The 18,409-nt window shown below is 72.4% G+C and carries 13 protein-coding genes; 11 read left to right on the top strand and 2 right to left on the bottom strand.

Annotated elements, in window-relative coordinates; all coding sequences use genetic code 11:
* Positions 1 to 8: 8 nt before the first annotated feature.
* From CLV70_RS01765 to CLV70_RS01750, 4 genes are all read left to right on the top strand, one after another.
* Entirely contained in the window at positions 9 to 1,181 is a 1,173-nt protein-coding gene (locus CLV70_RS01765) for a sensor histidine kinase (RefSeq protein WP_106124525.1), read from the top strand.
* Positions 1,178 to 1,615, top strand: a complete 438-nt coding sequence (locus CLV70_RS01760; protein WP_106124524.1) for a response regulator — start codon at positions 1,178 to 1,180, stop codon at positions 1,613 to 1,615. Before CLV70_RS01765 ends, CLV70_RS01760 begins: the two co-directional genes overlap by 4 nt.
* 5 nt (positions 1,616 to 1,620) lie before the next feature.
* Positions 1,621 to 3,537, top strand: a complete 1,917-nt coding sequence (locus CLV70_RS01755; RefSeq protein WP_245907956.1) for a hybrid sensor histidine kinase/response regulator — start codon at positions 1,621 to 1,623, stop codon at positions 3,535 to 3,537.
* A 108-nt stretch (positions 3,538 to 3,645) separates the two neighbouring features.
* Positions 3,646 to 4,584, top strand: a complete 939-nt coding sequence (locus CLV70_RS01750; RefSeq protein ID WP_211303599.1) for a DUF5995 family protein — start codon at positions 3,646 to 3,648, stop codon at positions 4,582 to 4,584.
* An 18-nt stretch (positions 4,585 to 4,602) separates the two neighbouring features.
* Here CLV70_RS01750 and CLV70_RS01745 read toward each other — a convergent pair whose 3' ends face one another.
* Together CLV70_RS01745 and CLV70_RS01740 are read right to left on the bottom strand one after the other, a co-directional pair.
* Positions 4,603 to 5,163 (bottom strand): hypothetical protein, encoded by a 561-nt coding sequence (locus CLV70_RS01745; RefSeq protein WP_106124523.1) that lies wholly within the window; start codon positions 5,161 to 5,163, stop codon positions 4,603 to 4,605.
* Between the two features lie 23 nt (positions 5,164 to 5,186).
* Positions 5,187 to 5,504: a CU044_2847 family protein gene (locus CLV70_RS01740; RefSeq protein WP_106124522.1), complete on the bottom strand. Its 318-nt coding sequence runs from the start codon at positions 5,502 to 5,504 to the stop codon at positions 5,187 to 5,189.
* A 73-nt stretch (positions 5,505 to 5,577) separates the two neighbouring features.
* Between CLV70_RS01740 and CLV70_RS01735 the strand changes: the two genes are divergently transcribed.
* From CLV70_RS01735 to CLV70_RS01705, 7 genes are all read left to right on the top strand, one after another.
* A complete protein-coding gene (locus CLV70_RS01735; RefSeq protein ID WP_106124521.1) occupies positions 5,578 to 9,717 on the top strand; it encodes a trypsin-like peptidase domain-containing protein in 4,140 nt (1,379 codons plus the stop codon).
* 86 nt (positions 9,718 to 9,803) lie between these two features.
* Complete coding sequence (locus CLV70_RS01730; RefSeq protein WP_211303598.1) at positions 9,804 to 12,617, top strand: AfsR/SARP family transcriptional regulator; 2,814 nt, start codon at positions 9,804 to 9,806, stop codon at positions 12,615 to 12,617.
* A 91-nt stretch (positions 12,618 to 12,708) separates the two neighbouring features.
* Positions 12,709 to 13,254: a hypothetical protein gene (locus CLV70_RS01725; RefSeq protein WP_146163921.1), complete on the top strand. Its 546-nt coding sequence runs from the start codon at positions 12,709 to 12,711 to the stop codon at positions 13,252 to 13,254.
* Positions 13,255 to 13,350: 96 nt separating this feature from the next.
* Positions 13,351 to 14,151, top strand: coding sequence for an SDR family NAD(P)-dependent oxidoreductase (locus tag CLV70_RS01720; RefSeq protein WP_106124990.1), 801 nt, complete (start codon positions 13,351 to 13,353; stop codon positions 14,149 to 14,151).
* A 341-nt stretch (positions 14,152 to 14,492) separates the two neighbouring features.
* The gene (locus CLV70_RS01715) at positions 14,493 to 15,611 is read left to right on the top strand and encodes a uroporphyrinogen-III synthase (protein WP_425440102.1); all 1,119 of its coding nucleotides are present in this window, start codon (positions 14,493 to 14,495) and stop codon (positions 15,609 to 15,611) included.
* Entirely contained in the window at positions 15,608 to 16,246 is a 639-nt protein-coding gene (locus CLV70_RS01710; protein WP_106124519.1) for a sirohydrochlorin chelatase, read from the top strand. Before CLV70_RS01715 ends, CLV70_RS01710 begins: the two co-directional genes overlap by 4 nt.
* A 69-nt stretch (positions 16,247 to 16,315) precedes the next feature.
* Positions 16,316 to 18,409 carry a molybdopterin oxidoreductase family protein gene (locus CLV70_RS01705; RefSeq protein WP_106124518.1) on the top strand — a complete coding sequence of 698 codons (2,094 nt, stop codon included), beginning with the start codon at positions 16,316 to 16,318 and terminating at the stop codon, positions 18,407 to 18,409.

Here is an 18,409-nt window from a genome sequence, read left to right as displayed (position 1 = left end):
GGTGGCCGGTGGATTCGCAGGTCAGCGCGGCGACGCACGAGCCCGTGGCGGCGGTCGGCCACGACCAGCTCATGGCGCTCATCGACCACACCTCCGCGGTCATCTACATGCGCGACGCCGACGGGCGGTACCTGCTGGTCAACCGCGAGTACGAGCGGCTGTTCCGGCTGCGCCGGGAGAAGATCGTCGGCCTCACCGACCACGACCTGTTCCCGCGCGACATCGCGGACGCGTTCCGGGCCAACGACCTGCGGGCGCTGGCCGGGGGTGTGCCGGTCCAGCTGGAGGAGCAGGCGCCGGGCGACGACGGGCTGCGCACGTACGTGACGGTGAAGTTCCCGATCACCGACGCGACCGGGCGCTCGTACGCGATCTGCGGCATCTCCACCGACATCACCGAGCGCAAGCGGGCCGAGGAGGAGGTACGCCGGCTCAACGACGAGCTCGAACTGCGGGTCCGCGAGCGTACGGCCGAGCTCGAGGCGTCGACGAACGAGCTGGACGCGTTCGCGTACTCGGTCTCCCACGACCTGCGGGCGCCGCTGCGCTCGGTGGAGGGCTTCAGCCAGGTCCTGCTCGAGGACTACGCCGACGCGCTGGACGACCAGGGCCGGCAGTACCTGGGCCGGATCCAGGCCAACGTCAGCCGCATGGCCCAGATGATCGACGACCTGCTGCACCTGTCCCGGGCCACCCGGGTCGAGCTGCGCCGCGACCGGGCCGACCTGTCCGCGCTCGCCCGCGAGATCTTCACCGAACTGAGCGCCGCCGACCCCGGGCGCGACGTCACCACCACGGTCGAGGACGGGCTGACCGCGCAGGGCGACCCGGACCTCATCCGGCTCGTGCTGCAGAACCTGCTCGGCAACGCGTGGAAGTTCACCGCCCACCGGACCGGCGCGCGGATCAGCCTCACGGCCGGTGAGCAGGACGGCGTGGAGGTGTTCACCGTCCGCGACAACGGCGCCGGCTTCGACATGCGGTACGCCCAGAAGATGTTCAGCCCGTTCCAGCGCCTGCACTCGGCCAGCGACTTCGAGGGCACCGGGATCGGGCTGGCCATCGTGCACCGCATCGTCACCCGGCACGGCGGGCAGATCCGTGCCGAGGGCGTACCCGGCGAGGGCGCCACCTTCCGATTCAGTCTGACGCCGGCGGCCGCCGGGTGGGAGCTGCGATGAGCGACGGACCGATCCTGCTGGTCGAGGACAATCCCGACGACGTGATGTTCACGCTGCGGGCCTTCGAGAAGAACCACATCCGCAACGAGATCGTGGTGGCGAGCGACGGGGAGCAGGCGCTGCACCGGCTCTTCCCCTCCGACGGCGGCCCGCCGCTGCGGCCGGCCCTCATCCTGCTCGACATCCAGCTGCCCAAGGTCGACGGGCTCGAGGTGCTGCGGCGCATCCGCGGCGACGACCGTACGGCCTCGCTGCCGGTCGTGGTCCTCACCACGTCGAACGAGGAACGCGACATCGTGGACAGCTACCGGCTCGGCGCCAACAGCTTCGTCCGCAAGCCGGTGATGTTCGCCGAGTTCCTCGCCGCCGCCAACGTCCTGGGCATGTACTGGCTGATGATCAACGAACCGGCGCCGTCGCGGACCGGCGGCTGACCGTCATGGAACCCATCCACGTGCTGGTCGTCGACGACAACCCCGACGACGCCGTCCTCATCCTGCGGCAGCTCACCCGGGCCGGTCTCCCGGTGAGTCACGTACGGGCGGACAACGCGGCGGGGGTGGCGGAGGCGCTCGCGGACCGCCGGCCCGACGTGGTCATCTCCGACTACAACATGCCGGGTTTCCGCGCCGAGGAGGCGCTGGAGCTGGTGCGCGCGTGCGACGAGGACATCCCGGTCATCCTGGTCTCGGGCCAGGTGGGCGACGAGACCGCGGCGGCGCTGATGCGGGCCGGCGTGCGCGACTTCGTGCTGAAGGACCGGCTCACCCGGCTGGCCCCCGCCGTGCTGCGGGAGCTGCGGGAGTCGGCCGACCGGCGGCAGCGCCGCAACGCCGAGGCGGCCCTGCGCGACAGCGAGGAACGGTTCCGGCTCCTGGCCGAGCACGCCGAGGACATCATCTTCCGCTACCGGCTGCTGCCCGAACCGGCGATGGAATACCTGAGCCCCGCGGTCGAGGCGGTCACCGGGCACGCCCCGGAACGGTTCTACGCCGACCCGGACCTCATCTTCCGGCTGGTCGAGCCCGAGGACCGGCCCCTGCTGGAACAGTCGTGGCGCTCCGGGCAACCCGGGACCGTCACCGTACGCTGGCAGCGCGGCACCGGCGACGTGGCCTGGACCGAGCAGCGCGCGGTGGCGATCACCGAGCCCGACGGCCGGGTCGTGGCCGTCGAGGGCATCCTGCGCGACACCACCGAGCGGGTCGTCGCCGAGCGGGGGCGCGACCAGCTGGCCCAGCAGCTCCGCCAGGCCGAGCGGCTCGAATCGCTCGGCCAGCTCGCCGGGGGCATCGCCCACGACTTCAACAACCTGCTGGCCGTGATCGCCGGGTACGCCGACATGCTCGCCGAGGAGCTCCCGCCGGACCACCCGGGCCGGGCCGACGTCGCGGGCATCACCCAGGCCGCCGCCCGCGGTGGCGCGCTGACCCGCCAACTGCTCATCTTCAGCCGCCTCGAGCCCTCCCAGCCGGAGGTGCTCGACCTCAACGCGCTCGTCGCCGACGTGCAGCGGCTGCTCAGCCGTACCCTCGGCGAGGACATCGAGGTCACCGCCGTGCTGGACCCGGAGCTGCCGCCGGTCATGATGGACCGCAGCAAGCTGGAACAGGTGCTGGTCAACGCGGTGATGAACTCGCGGGCCGCGATGCCGTCGGGCGGGTACCTCACCATCGCCACCGCCGTGGGCACGGACCGGTCCGCCGTGCTCACCATCACGGACACCGGTTGTGGCATGCCGCCCGAGGTGATGGCCCGCGCCTTCGAGCCGTTCTTCACCACCAAGGGCCGGGATCAGGGCACCGGGCTGGGACTCGCCACCGCGTACGGCGCGGTCACCGAGGCGGGCGGCACCATCGAGCTCGAGTCGAGCCCCGGCGACGGCACCACCGTACGCGTGACCCTGCCCGCCAGCACCGAGCCGCTGCCGCCGCCGTCCTCCTCGCCGGCCGCCCCCGCGCCGGGCGGCGGTGAGCGCATCCTCGTGGTCGAGGACGAGGAGGCGGTGCGCGACATCGTCACCCGGATCCTGCGCAAGGCCGGGTACGAGGTGCACGCCGCCCCGGACCCGGAGCGGGCGCTGAAGATGTGCGTCCACGGGGATCTGGTCGTCGACGCCCTGCTGACCGACGTCATCATGCCGGGGATGTCCGGCACGCAGCTCGCCGCCGAGATGCGCCAGCACCGGCCGGACCTGCCGGTGCTGTTCATGTCCGGCTACACCAGCGGTCCGGCACCCGGCGGCCAGGAACTGCCCGCGGACGCGCCCCTGCTGCGCAAGCCGTTCGAGACCGACACCCTCCTGCGCGAACTCCGCAAGGTCCTCACCAGCCACGGGAATGCACTGTCGCAATGACCCGTACGCCCTCTACTGTCGGGTAGCCGCCGGGAGCCTGGTCAACCCCGGCCGGGGTGAGCAGTGTGAACGACCGACGGAAAAGCTTCGGGGCTGGGGGGCCACGCGATGACGACGACTGTCGGCTTCGACCGGGGTGGAGTGCAGAGCAGTGCCGACCTGCTCCGCACCGAACGACTGCGGATCGCCCGCGACGAGCCGGGCCTGATTCCGCGGGGACGCGGCTGGGAACCGGCGTCGCGCGAGATGGCCGAGCTCTGCGCGGACTGCCCGGACACCATCGGGGACGTGCTGCGCATGCTCACCCGCGCCCAGGAGATCCTCAACCTGCTGCCGCCGCCGGCCGCCAACCGCGTCGCGTCGTTCAACTCGCTCTACTTCACCATCACCGACCGGGTCGCCCAGTCGCTGCGCGGCACCGAGGTGCGCGACCCGTCGTTCCTCGAACTGCTCGACATCGAGTTCGCCAAGCGCTACTTCGAGGCGCTGCGCCTCTGGGGCGACGAGGACCGCTCCACACCGGACGCCTGGGAGATCCTCTTCCGCCGCGCCCAGGACCCCGGGGTGAGCAAGCTCGCGGCGGCCATGCTCGGCGTCAACGCCCACATCAATCACGACCTCGCGCTGGCCCTGACCTCCACCTGGGAGCAGCTGGGAGCGCCCCGCGACGAGGTGGTCCACCCGGACTACCTGCTGGTCAACAAGATCTTCTACCAGGAGATCCCCCGCCTGCGCCGCCGCTACTCCACCCGCTTCCAGCTGCGCATCGACGGCCTCCTCGGCGACCTCGACGACTGGAGCCAGCGCGTCCTGGTCGCGGCAACCCGCGCCCACGCCTGGGAACAGGCGCAACGCCTGTGGGAACTGCGTGACGACGAGGACGACCTGGCCCGGGCCAAACTGGTGATGGACCGCGCCTCCGCGTACGTCGGCGAACTCCTCATCACCGGCGACGGCGTGGTCAACCGCACGGGCGCGGTGCTGCGCGCAGGCCGCGACACCACCCGCTCCAGCCTCCGCCGCCTCTTCGGCCGCGCGCGGCACTGACCACACGGCCGTACGCGTTCAGGCCTTGTCGAATCTGGCCAGCATGACCCGGTCGATCTCCTGGGTGTCGTGATGGCCGTCATTGGAAACCGGAGGCAGGCCGAACTCCGACCTGACCGCATTCACGAAGGCCAGTTGCGCATCCCAGAACTGGACATCAAATTCATAGGGGATAGCCGCCGTGTCGTTCAGGCCCTTTGCGACGGCGGTCCTCCGGCTGACCCGGGCAGCGAAGCGCGCAGCTTCGACTGTGGCCTGATCGGGCGACACCAGCTGCAACTGCGCGAACGCCGCGTCCAACCGCTGCATGTGCTCCGATCCTGACGGCTCGAACTCCGGCATCAACCGTCGGCCGTCCGCGTGCTTCCGTACACCGATCCTGGTGGTGGTTCTTCCGATGTAGGACCGATAGTCCCGCAGAGATCCGAGAAACTCCGTGTACGCCGCCTGGCGGGTGTCGCGCCAGTGCTGCTGATCGGCCCGGTCCCAGGACGCCCGCTGCGTCCGCAGCGCGAGCCGCCCACCGACCCAAACCCCGACCAGGGCGACCAACGGGCTCAGGGTAGCCAAGACGTTCATGCCAGCTCCATCCCGACAGTGCCCTATTCCGGTTGGCGCGCCTGACCGGGACGCCAGGAGAGGGTGATTTCGAAGTTGCCCTCCGTCGCTGCCTTGGCCACCAGCCAGTTCGCGGTCCCGGTGACCTTGACCCCGAACTTCACCTGGACGGTGTCGGGTGCCATTGCCCGCGTCTGGTCGAGTACCTCTCTGGCTGCCGCGATGGCCGGCTCGACGGCTCGACGGACATGTCCCGCCACCTGCTCGACGCCCACCGGGATGACTCCTTCGACCGGCGTGATCTCGATGGACACCGGCTCTTCGTCGTCGAGAGCGTAGGTGACAACCTGCGAGTCGGACATGGTACCTCCCGGGACGGTACTCGGACGGATTGCCAGTCTGGACGGTTGCAGGACGTGATGCAAACATCTACGCATGGTCATCGATCGGGCGGACAGCCGACATTCTGCCGGGCCCGGGTACGACCCCTGGACGGTGACGGTCTTTGCCGGTGCGGCTGGTGCGCCCCTTGGATGCGGCGTACTGATCGATCGGCGACGGGTCCTCACCTGTTGGCACGTGGTCGAGGGCCAGAGCGCCATGACCGTCGCTTTCCCCAAGGCAGGGGTGCCGCGGACGGTGCGGGGGGAGGTCGCGGAGGTCCGCGGTGACCGGGACCTCGACGTGGCGGTGTTGCAGCTGGCCGCCGACGCGCCACCGGAGGCAGCACCGGCGCCCCTCAGGTCACCGCGCGCCCAGGATCTCGTCGGGGACCGGTGGTGGGCCTTCGGTTTCCCCCGGGAGTCCGGCTCCGGAGCGGACGCGCACGGGCAGGTCGGCATTCCCCTCGCGTACGGGCGGGTCCGCCTCGACACCCAGTCGCGGTACGTCGTCAAGGCGGGATTCAGCGGCACCGGCGTATGGTCTCGCGACTTCAACGCGGTCGTCGGTCTCGTCGTGCAGGCCCAGCAGGGTGGACGGAACGCCGGCGACGCCGAGGCGATCACGCTCCACCAGATCGCCCGGGAGTTGCCGGACGAGAACGTGCAGGCGTTGGCGGCCTGGTCGATCGCCGCGGCGGGGGACACCGCCCTCGAAGCGTGGGGCTGGTCGCTGACCACCGACCTGGAGGCGGTGCGGCACTGGCGGCCCCGAGCGCGCGGCGTGTCCATCGACACCGAGGGTGGCTACAGGTTCCGTGGTCGTACGGTCGCTCTGACCGAGATCGTCGACTGGCTGCAGCGCGCGGTGCCGGACACGAGGGCGCTGGTGATCACCGGCTCTCCGGGAGTCGGCAAGTCGGCCGTGCTGGGCCGCATCGTGACGACCGCCGACGCTGCCGTCCGCGCGGCGCTGCCCGCGGACGACCGCAACGTCCAGGCACCTGTCGGCTCAGTGGCCTGCGCGGTCCACGTGAAGGGGAAGACCGCTCTGGACGTGGCCGTCGAGATCGCCCGTGCCGCTTCCGTCCGGATGCCCAGGACCGTCAACGACCTGGTGCCCTCGCTGCGGGACCGGTTGTCGCGGACCCGGGGCCGGTTCAACCTCATCGTGGACGCCCTCGACGAGGCGGCCAGCCCGCCGCAGGCCCGGCTGATCGTCTCCGCGCTGCTGCTGCCGATCGCTCGCACCTGCGCACCGTTCGGCGCCCAGGTCATCGTCGGTAGCCGGCGCGCCGACGACGAGGGTTCCCTGCTGCGGGCGTTCGGCAGGAGTGCCCACCTCATCGATCTGGACCGGCAGCAGTACTTCGCCGAGGTGGACCTCGAGGCGTACGTCCTGGCCACACTGGCTCTGCTGGGAGCCGAGCGGGCCGGCAACCCGTACGCCGACAGGGCGGTCGCCGGCCCGGTAGCGCACCGGATCGCCGCCCTCGCGGACCGGAACTTTCTCATCGCGGGTCTCATCGCCCGCTCCCATGGCATGTACGACGACGAGGCCATCGACCCGGATTCGCTCTCCTTCACCGCGACCGTCGACCAGGCGCTCACCGAATATCTCCGCCGGCTGCCCCCGGTCGACGGCGTACCGGCGTCCGACCTGCTGACGCCTCTCGCCTATGCCCATCCGCCCGGTATGTCGGTCGACCTCTGGCGGGTCGCGCTGGAAGCGCTCGACTTGCGTATCAGTCGTGAAGGGCTCGTAGCTTTCGCCAGCTCCTCCGCGGCCAACTTCCTGGTCGAGTCGAGCCGCGACGCCGGTACGCCCCGGTACCGGCTGTTCCACCAGGCACTCAACGACTCGCTGGTGAAGCGTCGCACCTCGCATGGCCGTCGTGGCGCCGACGAGCTGGCGCTCGCCCGGCACCTCATCGGCTACGGGCGGCAGGCCGGCTGGGCGCAAACCGACCCGTATCTGCTGCGTACCCTTCCCGCCTATGCCGCCCAGGCCGGCATGATCGACGAATTGCTCGCCGACGACGCCTTCCTGCTCCACGCGGATCTCCCACGCCTGACGCAGCTCGCCGAGCACGCGCTGACACCTGAGGGGCGTACCCGCGCCCGGCTGTTGCGGTTGACCCCGCATGCCCTCAACGCACCACCGGCCGAGCGGGCCGCCCTGTTCGGCGTGACCTCCGCGCTGGAGCAGCAGCCGAACACCTTCGCGGCCTGGCCGGGGGCGCCGTACCGTGCGGCGTGGGCGGCGGTGCCCAGCCGCGCCGAGCACAGCATTCTGGAGAGCCACACCGGCGCCGTGCGGGCGATCTGCGCCGTGACCGTCGATCGCAGGTCACATGTCGCCTCGGTCGGCGACTTCCCGTACGTGCGGCTCTGGGACCCGGCGACCGGACAGCACTGGGCGGTGCCGATCGCGACCGGCGAACAGCGGACCCAGAAACAGGTCGGTTCGCTGTTCGCGGTCTGCCCTGTGACCGGGGGCGGCCGGACCCTGCTCGCCGCCGCCGGACGGAGCGGAACGATCTACTTCATCGACGCCACCAGCAGGCGCCTGGAGGGCACGTTCCAGGGGCCGACCGCGGCCATCTGGTCGCTGTGCACCGTCACCATCGGACGGCGTACCCATCTGATCGCCGGCTGCGACGACGGCATGATCCGAGTCTGGGAGGTTCACACCGGTCAGGTCCGGGTCATCCCGGCACACCGGGGCCCGGTACGCACGGTGTCGACGGCCGTCTTCGCCCGCGGCGCTGCCGTGTTGACGGCAGGGGACGACTTCCTCGCTCGGATATGGGATCCACGCCGCTGGGAGGTCATCACTCAGTTCGCCGGCCACGTCGACCGGGTCCGTGCTGCCTGCACGCTGACCGGAGGTGGACAGGTCTCGATCGCCACAACCAACTTCACCAGTATCCTGATCCACAACCGTGGCACTCTGAGACCGTCGATAGCGTCGAACGGGCACAGCAGGGCGATCCTCGGCATCTCCGCCTGCACGATCGACGGCCAGACGGCACTGGCAACGGTGTCCAGCGACGGCGACGTCCGGGTGTGGGACCCGCGCGAAGGTAGCTGCCTACGGGTCCTGGCCGGTCACACGGACGCGGTCAACACCGTCTGCACTGTCGTCCTGGACGACCACGAGTACCTCGCCACCGGTAGCAAGGATCGCACGGTCAGGCTGTGGGATCTGACCGCGGATGAGGGCAGGGTCGGGGCCACCCGTCGTGGCGGTCGCACCAGTGCGGCGTGCGCGATACACCTGGGAACCGACACGGTGGCCGGCGTGGACGGCACCAGCGGTGTCATCCGGCTGCAGTCCGCCGAAACCGGTGCCGAGGTCCGGTTGATGGGTGGCGGTCTCGGAACCGTCAACAGCCTGTGCAAGGTACGGGTTCAGGGTCGCGACTTTCTCGTTGTCGCGTCCGACTCCGGCGTCATACAGACCTGGGATCCCGTAGCCAGCAGGCAGATCCTCAAGGAGATCCGCCGCTTCGAGGACATCCAGGCGGTCTGCGCCTTCCGCGCTGAGGACGGCGAGGACCTGGTAGCAATCGCGGGTGCCCGCGGCCGCCGCGTCACCGTGAAGTTCTGCCGGCCGGACGATGGCCGGATCGTCCACCGGCATCGCCTGACGGACCGGTTGACCTTCGGCGGACCGGTCGGCAACGTCGAGCGGATCAATGCCATCCGGCAGCTGGACGGCGTCGGACGGATGCTGGCCGCGGCCGGCGACGAGAACGTGCTCTTGTGGAGTCCGGAGGGCCGTTTCCTGGCGGGCCTCAACGGGCACAGCAGAGCGGTGCGGGCGTTGACCGAAGTCGTGGTCGACGGTGGCCGGCGGCTCGCCTCCGCGGGCGACGACCGTACGATCCGAATCTGGGACACCCGGGACGGAGCATGTACCGCCGTTCTGGCCGGCCACCTGGACGGGGTGAGCGCGCTGTGCCCGGTCGTTGTCGGCGGCCGGTCCCTGCTCGCCTCCGGCGGAAGGGACCGGACGATCCGCCTCTGGGATCCGGCCGGTGGCTCTCCGATCCTCTCGATTCCGGTGCACTATCCGGTGCTGGCCTGCCTGGAAGTGTCCGGCCTGCTGTTCGTCGGCCTCACCGCGGGCTCCCTGGCTCTGAATCTGAACGCGAGGCACCAGGAACTTCCGAGCTTCTGGGAGCACTAGGTCCGCTCTCCGTCCGCAGTCGCGGGCCGAACGACTACATTGTGGACGGAGGGTCGACGGGTCGGACTGGGTGCTGGGGTCGTGTCGTGGAGTTTCGCGTGCTGGGCGCCGTGGAGGTGGTTGCGGGCGGTCGGGTCCTCGGGGTCGGCAGGCCTCAGCAGGCGGTGGTGTTCGCGGTGCTGGTGGCCGAGGCGGGCCGGGCCGTTTCCGTGGGGACGCTGGTGGACCGGGTGTGGGGTGATGCTCCTCCGCAGCGGGCGCGCCGGCTGTTGCAGACGCATGTCGCGCGGTTGCGCCGGGTGCTGGAGCAGGCTTCGGCCTTCGGTGGCGGGGCGGCCTCGGTGGTGCGCCGGGGCGACGGGTATCTGCTCGACGTACGGCCGGAAGCCGTTGATCTGGAAAGGTTCCGGGGTCTCGTGGCGCGGGCCGGGGCGGCCGGTTGTCCCGCCGGCCGCCGCGCCGCCCTGCTGCGGGAGGCGCTCGAGCTGTGGCGGGGCGAACCGTTGGCCGGGCTGGCCGGTGAGTGGGTGGAACGGACCCGGCACGTGTGGGCGCAGCAGCGGCTCGACGCCGTTCTGGAGTGGGCCCGTGCCGAGCTCGACGGCGGTGATCCCGCCGCGGCGCTGCCGCGGCTCGGCGAGCTGGTCGGCGAGCATCCGCTGATGGAGTCCCTGGCGGCGGTCTATATGCGTACGCTGTATGCGACCGGCCGTCCCGCGGACGCCCTGCACCACTACACCGCTCTGCGGCGCCGGCTGGCCGACGAACTCGGCACCGATCCCGGCGGGGAGATCCAGCGACTCCATCGGCAGGTGCTGGCGGCCGATCCGGTCCTGGCCCCGCCGGGGTCGCCGGCGGTGCCGCGGCAACTGCCGGCGGCACCCCGGAACTTCACCGGCCGGCTCCGGGAGCTGGCCGCCCTCGACCGATCGCCCGACGTGTCCGCGGTGGTGATCACCGCGATCGACGGGATGGCCGGGATCGGCAAGACCGCCCTGGCGGTCCAGGTCGCCCACCGGCTCGCCGGCCGCTACCCGGACGGCCAGATGTTTCTCGACCTCCACGGCTACACCCGGGAGACGGAGCCGACCGAACCGGCGGAGGCGCTGGACCACCTGTTGCGCGGCCTGGGCGTACCCGGGACCGAGATCCCGGCCGGCCTCGACCGGCGCGCGGCGCTGTACCGCACCCGGCTGGCCGGCCGGCGCATGCTGATCGTGCTGGACAACGCCGCCACCGAGGCACAGGTGGCACCCCTGCTGCCCGGCAGCGCGGGGTGTCTGGTGCTGGTCACGAGCAGGCGCCGGATGACCGGGCTGGACCACGCGCGCACGCTGTCGCTGGACACCCTCTCGCTCCCGGAGGCCGTGGAGCTGTTCACCCGTGCCGTCGACGGGGAGCGGCTCGCCGGCGAGCCGGCCGAGCGGGTGGCCGAGCTGGTCGAGCTGTGCGGCCGGCTGCCACTGGCCGTCCGGATCGCCGCGGCCCGGCTGGGCGCCCACCCGAGCTGGCGCCTGCCCGACCTCGTGCGGCGGCTGCGTGACCGGCGGCAGCGGCTCCGCGAGCTGGAGGCTGGGCAGCGCAGCGTCACCGCCGCGCTCGACGTGTCCTACCAGGACCTGGACCCCGAACTGCGGTGGATGTACCGGTCGCTGGGGGTGCACCCCGGCCCCGACCTCGATGCGTACGGCGCCGCGGCCCTCGCCGCAGGCACCGTCCCGCGGGCCGACCGGCTCCTCGACCGGCTCCACGACGCCCACCTGGTGCAGGAACCCACTCCCGGCCGCTACCGGTTCCACGACCTCACCCGTGCCCATGCCGCGGACACCGCCGCGGCGGACGACGCGCGGGCGGCGTTCGATCGGTTGCTGCGCTACTACGAGCACACGGCCTCGGCCGCGATGGACGTCGCCTACCCGTACGAGGGGACGCACCGGCCGCGGGGTGCACCCGTGGCCGCCCCCGACCTCGGCACCCCGGAGGCGGCGCGGGCCTGGCTCGACGCCGAGCTGGCCAACCTCCTCGCCGCGGCCCGGCACGCCGTCGACCGGGACAGGCCCGGCTACGTCCGGAATCTGTCGGGCATCCTGCACCGGCATCTGGCCACCCGGGGCCGCTACCACGACGCCGGCATCCTTCATGGTCTGGCGCTGGCCGCCGCCCGCACCGCCGGCCATCAGGAGGGCGAGCTGGACGCCCTCCTGCGCCTCGGCACCATCCACCGCTGGCAGGGCCGGCACGACGAGGCCATCGACCACCACGAGCGGGCGCTGCACATCGCCCGCGCCCTGGGCGACGGTCCCGGCGAGCTGAAGGCGCTGACCGGGCTCGGCCACCTGCACCGGGAGCAGGGCCGCGACGGGACGGCCGCCGATCACCACGAGCGGGCGCTGCGGATCGCGCGGGCCGTCGGCCACCGCCAGGGCGAACTGGACGCGCTCGTCGGCCTCGGCCGCATCCACCTGCGGCAGGGCCGGTACGACCGGGCCGCCGACCACCACCGGCAGGCGCTGCGGATCGCCCGCGGCATGGGTCACGGCCCCGGCGAGCTGAGGGCGCTGACCGGTCTCGGCCATGCCCACCGGCGGCAGGGCCGATACGAGCAGGCCGCCGACCACTACGAACGGGCGCTGCGGGTCGCGCGGGCCGTCGGCCACCGCCAGGGCGAGCTGGAGGCGCTGGTCGGGCTCGGCCGCGTCCACCTGTGGCAGGGCCGCGCCGCCGACCCCGTCCTGCGCCTGCTCACCGAGCTCGGTGTCGATCGCGCCGACGACGAGGAGGCCACCGTGGCGGCCATCCGCACCCACCTGGCCCACGGCGACCGAGCGGGATCGGCGGCCTGTCAACAATTTGGCGACACCCGCACGCCACCCTCACGGGCGGAACGTCCGCGCGAGTGAGGGGGACTTGATGGCTGAACGCAGCACACGGGCCGGGGGAGGGTGGCGGCGCCTCGCATCCTGGAGACCACGGATCGCCGCCGGTGCCGTGTTGATCACTCTGACGTCGGCCCTGACCACGGTGGCCATGCCGGCGCCGGCCCAGGCGCACAGCTGCCCCGCCGGCCTGCAATGGAGCCTCACCAGCCACGAATGGTTCCCGGAGTACTACGCCGTGCAGTACGTGGTGGACTCGGTGACCCCGGACTTCCTGGTGAGCGAGCAGCGCGCGGTGGTCAACAACACGAACACCCAGGCGACGGCCAGCTTCACCTCGTCGGTGTCGCAGACCTTCTCCATGAGCGTCACCGTCGGCACGTCCGCCTCGCTGTTCGGCTTCCTGACCGCCAACGTCAGCGCCAGCATCTCGATGAGCACCACCACCATGACCGGCGTCTCGGCCTCCGCGCCGGTCCCCCCGTTCAGCCGGGTGGTCGGCCAGTACGGCGTCGAGGCGTACCGGGTGACCTACACCGAGAACACGTACCACAACATCGGCTACAACCCGCCCAACGACAGCTGCACGCTGTACGCCTCACGCCAGGGCACGAGCGTCGCTCCCACGGTCTTCAGCGGCTGGCGCGTGCTGCCCGGCTGACCACCACCACGGGAAGCCGGCCGCGCAGGGCCGGCTTCCCGCTGGGCCCCGGCGCCGGGGCCGGGCAGAATGGCGGTGTCGACAGGGGGAGTGGTGATGCGGCGATTCGCGCACAAGGTCGCGTTTGTCACGGCGGCGGCCCAGGGCATCGGGCAGGCCGTCGCCCGCCGGATCGCCGCCGAGGGCGGCACGGTGGTCGTCACGGATCTGCGGCAGGAGGCGGTCGCGGCGCTGGCCGACGAGCTCGGCGCCGAGCGCGCGCTCGGGCTCAAGGCCGACGTCACCTCCCGCGCCGACATCGACGCCGCGGTGGCCGCCGCGGTCGGGCGGTTCGGCCGGCTCGACCTGGTGGTGAACAACGCGGGCGGCTGCATCGTCTCCTCGCGGCCGGAGGACACCTCGGACGAGGACTGGCACCGTCAGCTCGACGTCACCCTGCTCAGCGCCGCCCGCTGCATCCAGGCGGCCATCCCGCACCTGGTGAAGACCCGCGGCAACGTTGTCACGATCAGCTCGGTCAACGGCATCGCCGCCTTCGGCAACGTGGAGTACGCCGCGGCGAAGGCCGGCCAGATCGCGATGTCCCAGAACTACGCCGCCCGGTACGGCCCCCTCGGCGTCCGCTTCAACGTCGTCGCCCCCGGCACCGTCCGGACGCCGGTCTGGGACTCCCAGCCGGGCGCGCTGGAGCAGCTCACGTCGATGTATCCGCTCGGCCGCGTCGGCGAGCCCGAGGACATCGCCGCGGCGGTCGCGTTCCTCGGCTCCGACGACGCCGCCTGGATCACCGGCCACACCCTCCCCGTCGAGGGTGGCGTGCTGACCGGCCCGGCCCGGCCGCCGGTCGGTGACGCTGCCGCCGACCGCCCGGCACCCGCCGCGGCCCCTACTCGCTGAAGCCGCCGTGGGTCAGGGCCATCGCGGCTCCGCCCACGATGAAGAGGTCCGCGACGACGGAACGCTGCCGGAGCCCAGACCAGCGCCTCCATCCGCTTCGAGCGCAGCGGGGAGGGGAACCAGGGCGTATCGAGGATCCGGACCCGGGACCATTCCGGCGGTGCCAGATCGAGCTGGGCGGCGAGGTGTTCCGCCAAGGCCGCCGGCCCACGGGCCTGGGCGGGAAGGGCGTCGTGATCCGGGCCGGTCACAGGCGGGTGGGGTGGCAAGTGATACCGCGTTATCACCGGGGAAACATTCGGGTTCCCGGACCGTAATGGCTGGTGGTGAGCATCTGACGGGTGAATCCCGATCAGATCGCCGATGGTGCCGGACCGCTTGCCGGGTTCACCGTGGCCGTGACCGCCGAGCGGCGCCGTGAAGAGCTTGCCGCCCTGTTCGAGCGGCGGGGGGCCCGGGTCGTCGTCGCGCCGGCGATCACGATCGTGCCGTTGGGGGACGATCAGGCGTTGCATGCCGCGACCGAGGCGTGTGTCGGGCTGGCGCCGGACATCGTCGTCGCCACCACCGGGATCGGGTTCCGGGGGTGGCTGGAGGCGGCCGAGGGGTGGGGGATGGGTGACACCCTGCGGGCCGCGCTCGGGCGGGCGCGGCTGATCGCGCGGGGGGCCAAGCCGTGCGGGGCGATCCGGGCCGCCGATCTCACCGAGGACTGGTCCGCGGTGACGGAGTCGTCCGAGGAGATTCTGGAGCGGTTGCTCGCGCAGGGCATCGCGGGGCGGCGGATCGCGGTGCAGTTGCACGGCGGGCCGCAGGCCGGCTTCACCGGGGCGCTGCGGTCCGCCGGGGCCGCCGTCGTGGAGATCCCGGTCTACCGGTGGACGCTTCCGGCGGACCTGACGCCGGTACGCCGGCTCGTCGGCCAGCTGACCTCCGGGCAGGTCGATGCGGTGACGTTCACCAGCGCGCCGGCCGTGCAGGCGCTGCTGGAGATCGCCGGGCCGGCCGCCGGGGAGGTGCTCGAGCGGTTCCGGGGCGCGACGATGGCCGCGTGCGTGGGGCCGGTGACCGCCGCGTCGCTGGTCGAGCGGGACGTTCCCGTGGTGACGCCGCACCGGTCCCGGCTGGGGGCGCTGGTCAAGGTCGTCACCGACGAGCTGCCGCGGCGCGCCCGGAGGATGACCGTGGCCGGCGACGAGCTGGAGATCCGCGGGCACGCGGTGCTCATCGACGGCCGGGTGCAGGCGCTGGCGCCGGCCGCGATGGCGATCCTCGGCTCGCTCGCCGACCGGCCGGGCGCCGTGGTCGCCAAGGAGAAGCTGGTGGAGGCGCTGCCGCGGGGCACCGACGGGCACGCCGTGGACGTGGCGATCGCCCGGCTGCGGACCGCGCTGGGCGGCGGCGGCCACATCGAGACCGTCATCAAGCGGGGCTACCGGCTGCGGGTGGACGAGGCGTGAGGCGGCTGCTCGCCGTCGCGCACGGCACCCGGTCCGCCGCCGGGCAGGCCCAGATCCGCGACCTCGCCGGCCGGGTGGCCCGCCGGCTGCCGGAGGCGGATCTGCGCCTGGCCTACGTCGACGTGCAGCAGCCGCGGGTCGGCGACGTCATCCGGGAGACGGACGCGGTGGTCCCGCTGCTGTTGTCGGCCGGCTACCACGTACGCGTCGACATCGCGCAGGCCGCGGCGTCCGCCGGGGCGACCGTGGCCCCGCCGCTCGGGCCGGACCCGCTGCTCGCGGACGTCCTGCGGCGGCGGATCCCGCGGTGCGACGCCGTCGTGCTCGCCGCCGCCGGCTCGTCCGACCCGGCGTGGCGGGCCGACGTGGAGGCGGTGGCCGCGCAGCTCGGCGCGACGGTCGCGTACGCCTCCGGCACCGAGCGACGGGTGCCCGACGTGGTGGCCGGGCTGCGGGAGCGGGGCGCCGAGCGGATCGCCGTGGCGGCGTACCTGCTGGCGGAGGGGCTGTTCTACCGCTCGCTGCACCGCGCCGGGGCGGACCACGTGACCGCGCCGCTGGGCGCGGACCCGGCGCTCGAGGACCTGGTCCTGGCCCGGTACCGCGATCTCACAATGGCCGCCGGCGCGTTGTAGGGATTTCCGAACCTCGGGGCAATCGTTTGACGCGAGTGGCCGAAACGCCGGCCCGCGACGATCTGTCGCGTGACGGTGACCGAGACGCATTGCCCGTACTGCGCGTTGCAGTGCGGCATCCGGTTGACGCCCGAGATCCCGCGGGTACGGCTGGAGCCCGCCGAGTTCCCGGTGAACCGCGGCGGCCTCTGCGCCAAGGGCTGGACCGCCGCCGAACTGCTCGACCACCGGGACCGGCTGCTCACCCCGCTGGTCCGCAAGGACGCCGGGGACCGCACGAGCCCGCTGCGCGAGGCGACGTGGGAGGAGGCGCTGGACCGGATCGTGACGGCGATCCGGGCCGGCCAGGAGCGGTACGGCCCGGACAGCGTCGGCGCGTTCGGCGGCGGCGGGCTGACCAACGAGAAGGCGTACACGCTGGGCAAGTTCGTCCGGGTGGCGCTGCGTTCGGCGTCCATCGACTACAACGGCCGGTTCTGCATGTCGTCGGCCGCGACCGCCGCCAACCGGGCGCTGGGCGTGGACCGGGGGCTGCCGTTCCCGCTGGAGGACGTGGCCCAGGCGCGTACGGTGCTGCTGGTCGGGGCCAACCCGGCGGACGCGATGCCGCCCTCGATGCAGTACCTCGACGCCGGTCGCGCCGAGGGTGCGCGGCACATCGTCGTCGACCCGCGGCTGACGGCGACCGCGAAGGGCGCGTACCGGCATCTGCAACCGCTGCCCGGCACGGACCTGGCGCTGGCCAACGGCCTGCTGCACATCGCGATCCGCGAGGCTCTGATCGACGAGGAGTACATCCGGGACCGGACGACGGGCTTCGACGCGGTCCGCACCGCGGTCAACTCCTACTGGCCGGAGCGGGTCGAGCGGATGACCGGCGTGCCGGAGGCGCACCTGCGGGAGACCGTGCGGCTGCTGGCGGCCGAGCGGCCGTCGATGATCCTCACGGCCCGCGGTGCCGAACAGCACAGCAACGGTACGGACACCGCCCAGGCCTACCTCAACCTGGCCCTCGCGCTGGGCCTGGTCGGCCGGCCGTACTCGGGCTACGGCACGATCACCGGCCAGGGCAACGGGCAGGGCGGTCGCGAGCACGGGCAGAAGGCCGACCAGCTGCCCGGCTACCGCCGCCTCGACGACCCCGCCGCCCGCGCGCACGTGGCGAAGGTGTGGGGCATCGACCCGGCCGAGCTGCCCCTGCCGGGCCGGTCCGCGTACGAGATGCTCGACCGGCTCGGCACCGACGGCGGCGTCCGGGTGCTGCTGGTGCTGGCCAGCAACATCGCCGTCTCCGCGCCGCACGCCAACCACGTCATCGACCGGCTGCGCGCCCTCGACCTGCTCGTGGTCTCCGACATCTTCCTGTCCGAGACCGCCGCCCTCGCCGACGTGGTCCTCCCGACCGCGCAGTGGGCCGAGGAGGAGGGCACGATGACCAACCTGGAGGGCCGGGTCATCCGCCGGCGCAGCGCGCTGCCGCCGCCCCCGGAGGTCCGCACCGACCTGCGCTTCCTCAAGGACCTGGCGGAGCGCCTCGGCCGCGGCGACTTCTTCAGCGACGAGCCGCGGGAGGTCTTCGACGAGCTGCGCCGGGCCAGCGCCGGCGGGATCGCCGACTACGCCGGCATCACCTACGAGCGGATCGAGGCCGAGCAGGGCGTCTTCTGGCCGTGCCCGGCCGAGGACCATCCCGGCACGCCCCGGCTGTTCGCCGACGGCTTCCCGACCCCGGACGGCAGGGCCCGGTTCGTGCGGGTCGAGCACCGCGACCCGCACGAGGTCCCCGACAAACTGTTCCCGTACGTCCTGACGACCGGCCGGACGATGCAGCAGTACCAGAGCGGCAACCAGACCCGCCGCGTCGCCGCGCTCACCGTGTCGATGCCCGAACCGCGGGTGGAGCTGCATCCCGACCTCGCCCGGCGGCACGGCATCGCCGACAGCGACATGGTCGAGCTCCGCAGCCGCCGGGGCCGGGCGTTCTTCCGGGCCCGCCTCAACGCCGGCATCCGCCCGGACACCGTCTTCGCACCCTTCCACTGGGGCGGCGACAACGCCGTCAACGCCCTCACCGATCCCGCGCTCGACCGGCACTCCAAGATGCCCGCCTTCAAGGCGTGCGCGGTCGCCATCTCGCGTACTGAAGAAGAAGGGACCCGCTGA

The organism is Pseudosporangium ferrugineum (assembly GCF_003002065.1).
GTDB classification, from domain to species: domain Bacteria; phylum Actinomycetota; class Actinomycetes; order Mycobacteriales; family Micromonosporaceae; genus Actinoplanes; species Actinoplanes ferrugineus_A.
Note: the sequence above shows the minus strand (reverse complement) of the source record. Positions and strands in the feature narration are given on the sequence as shown.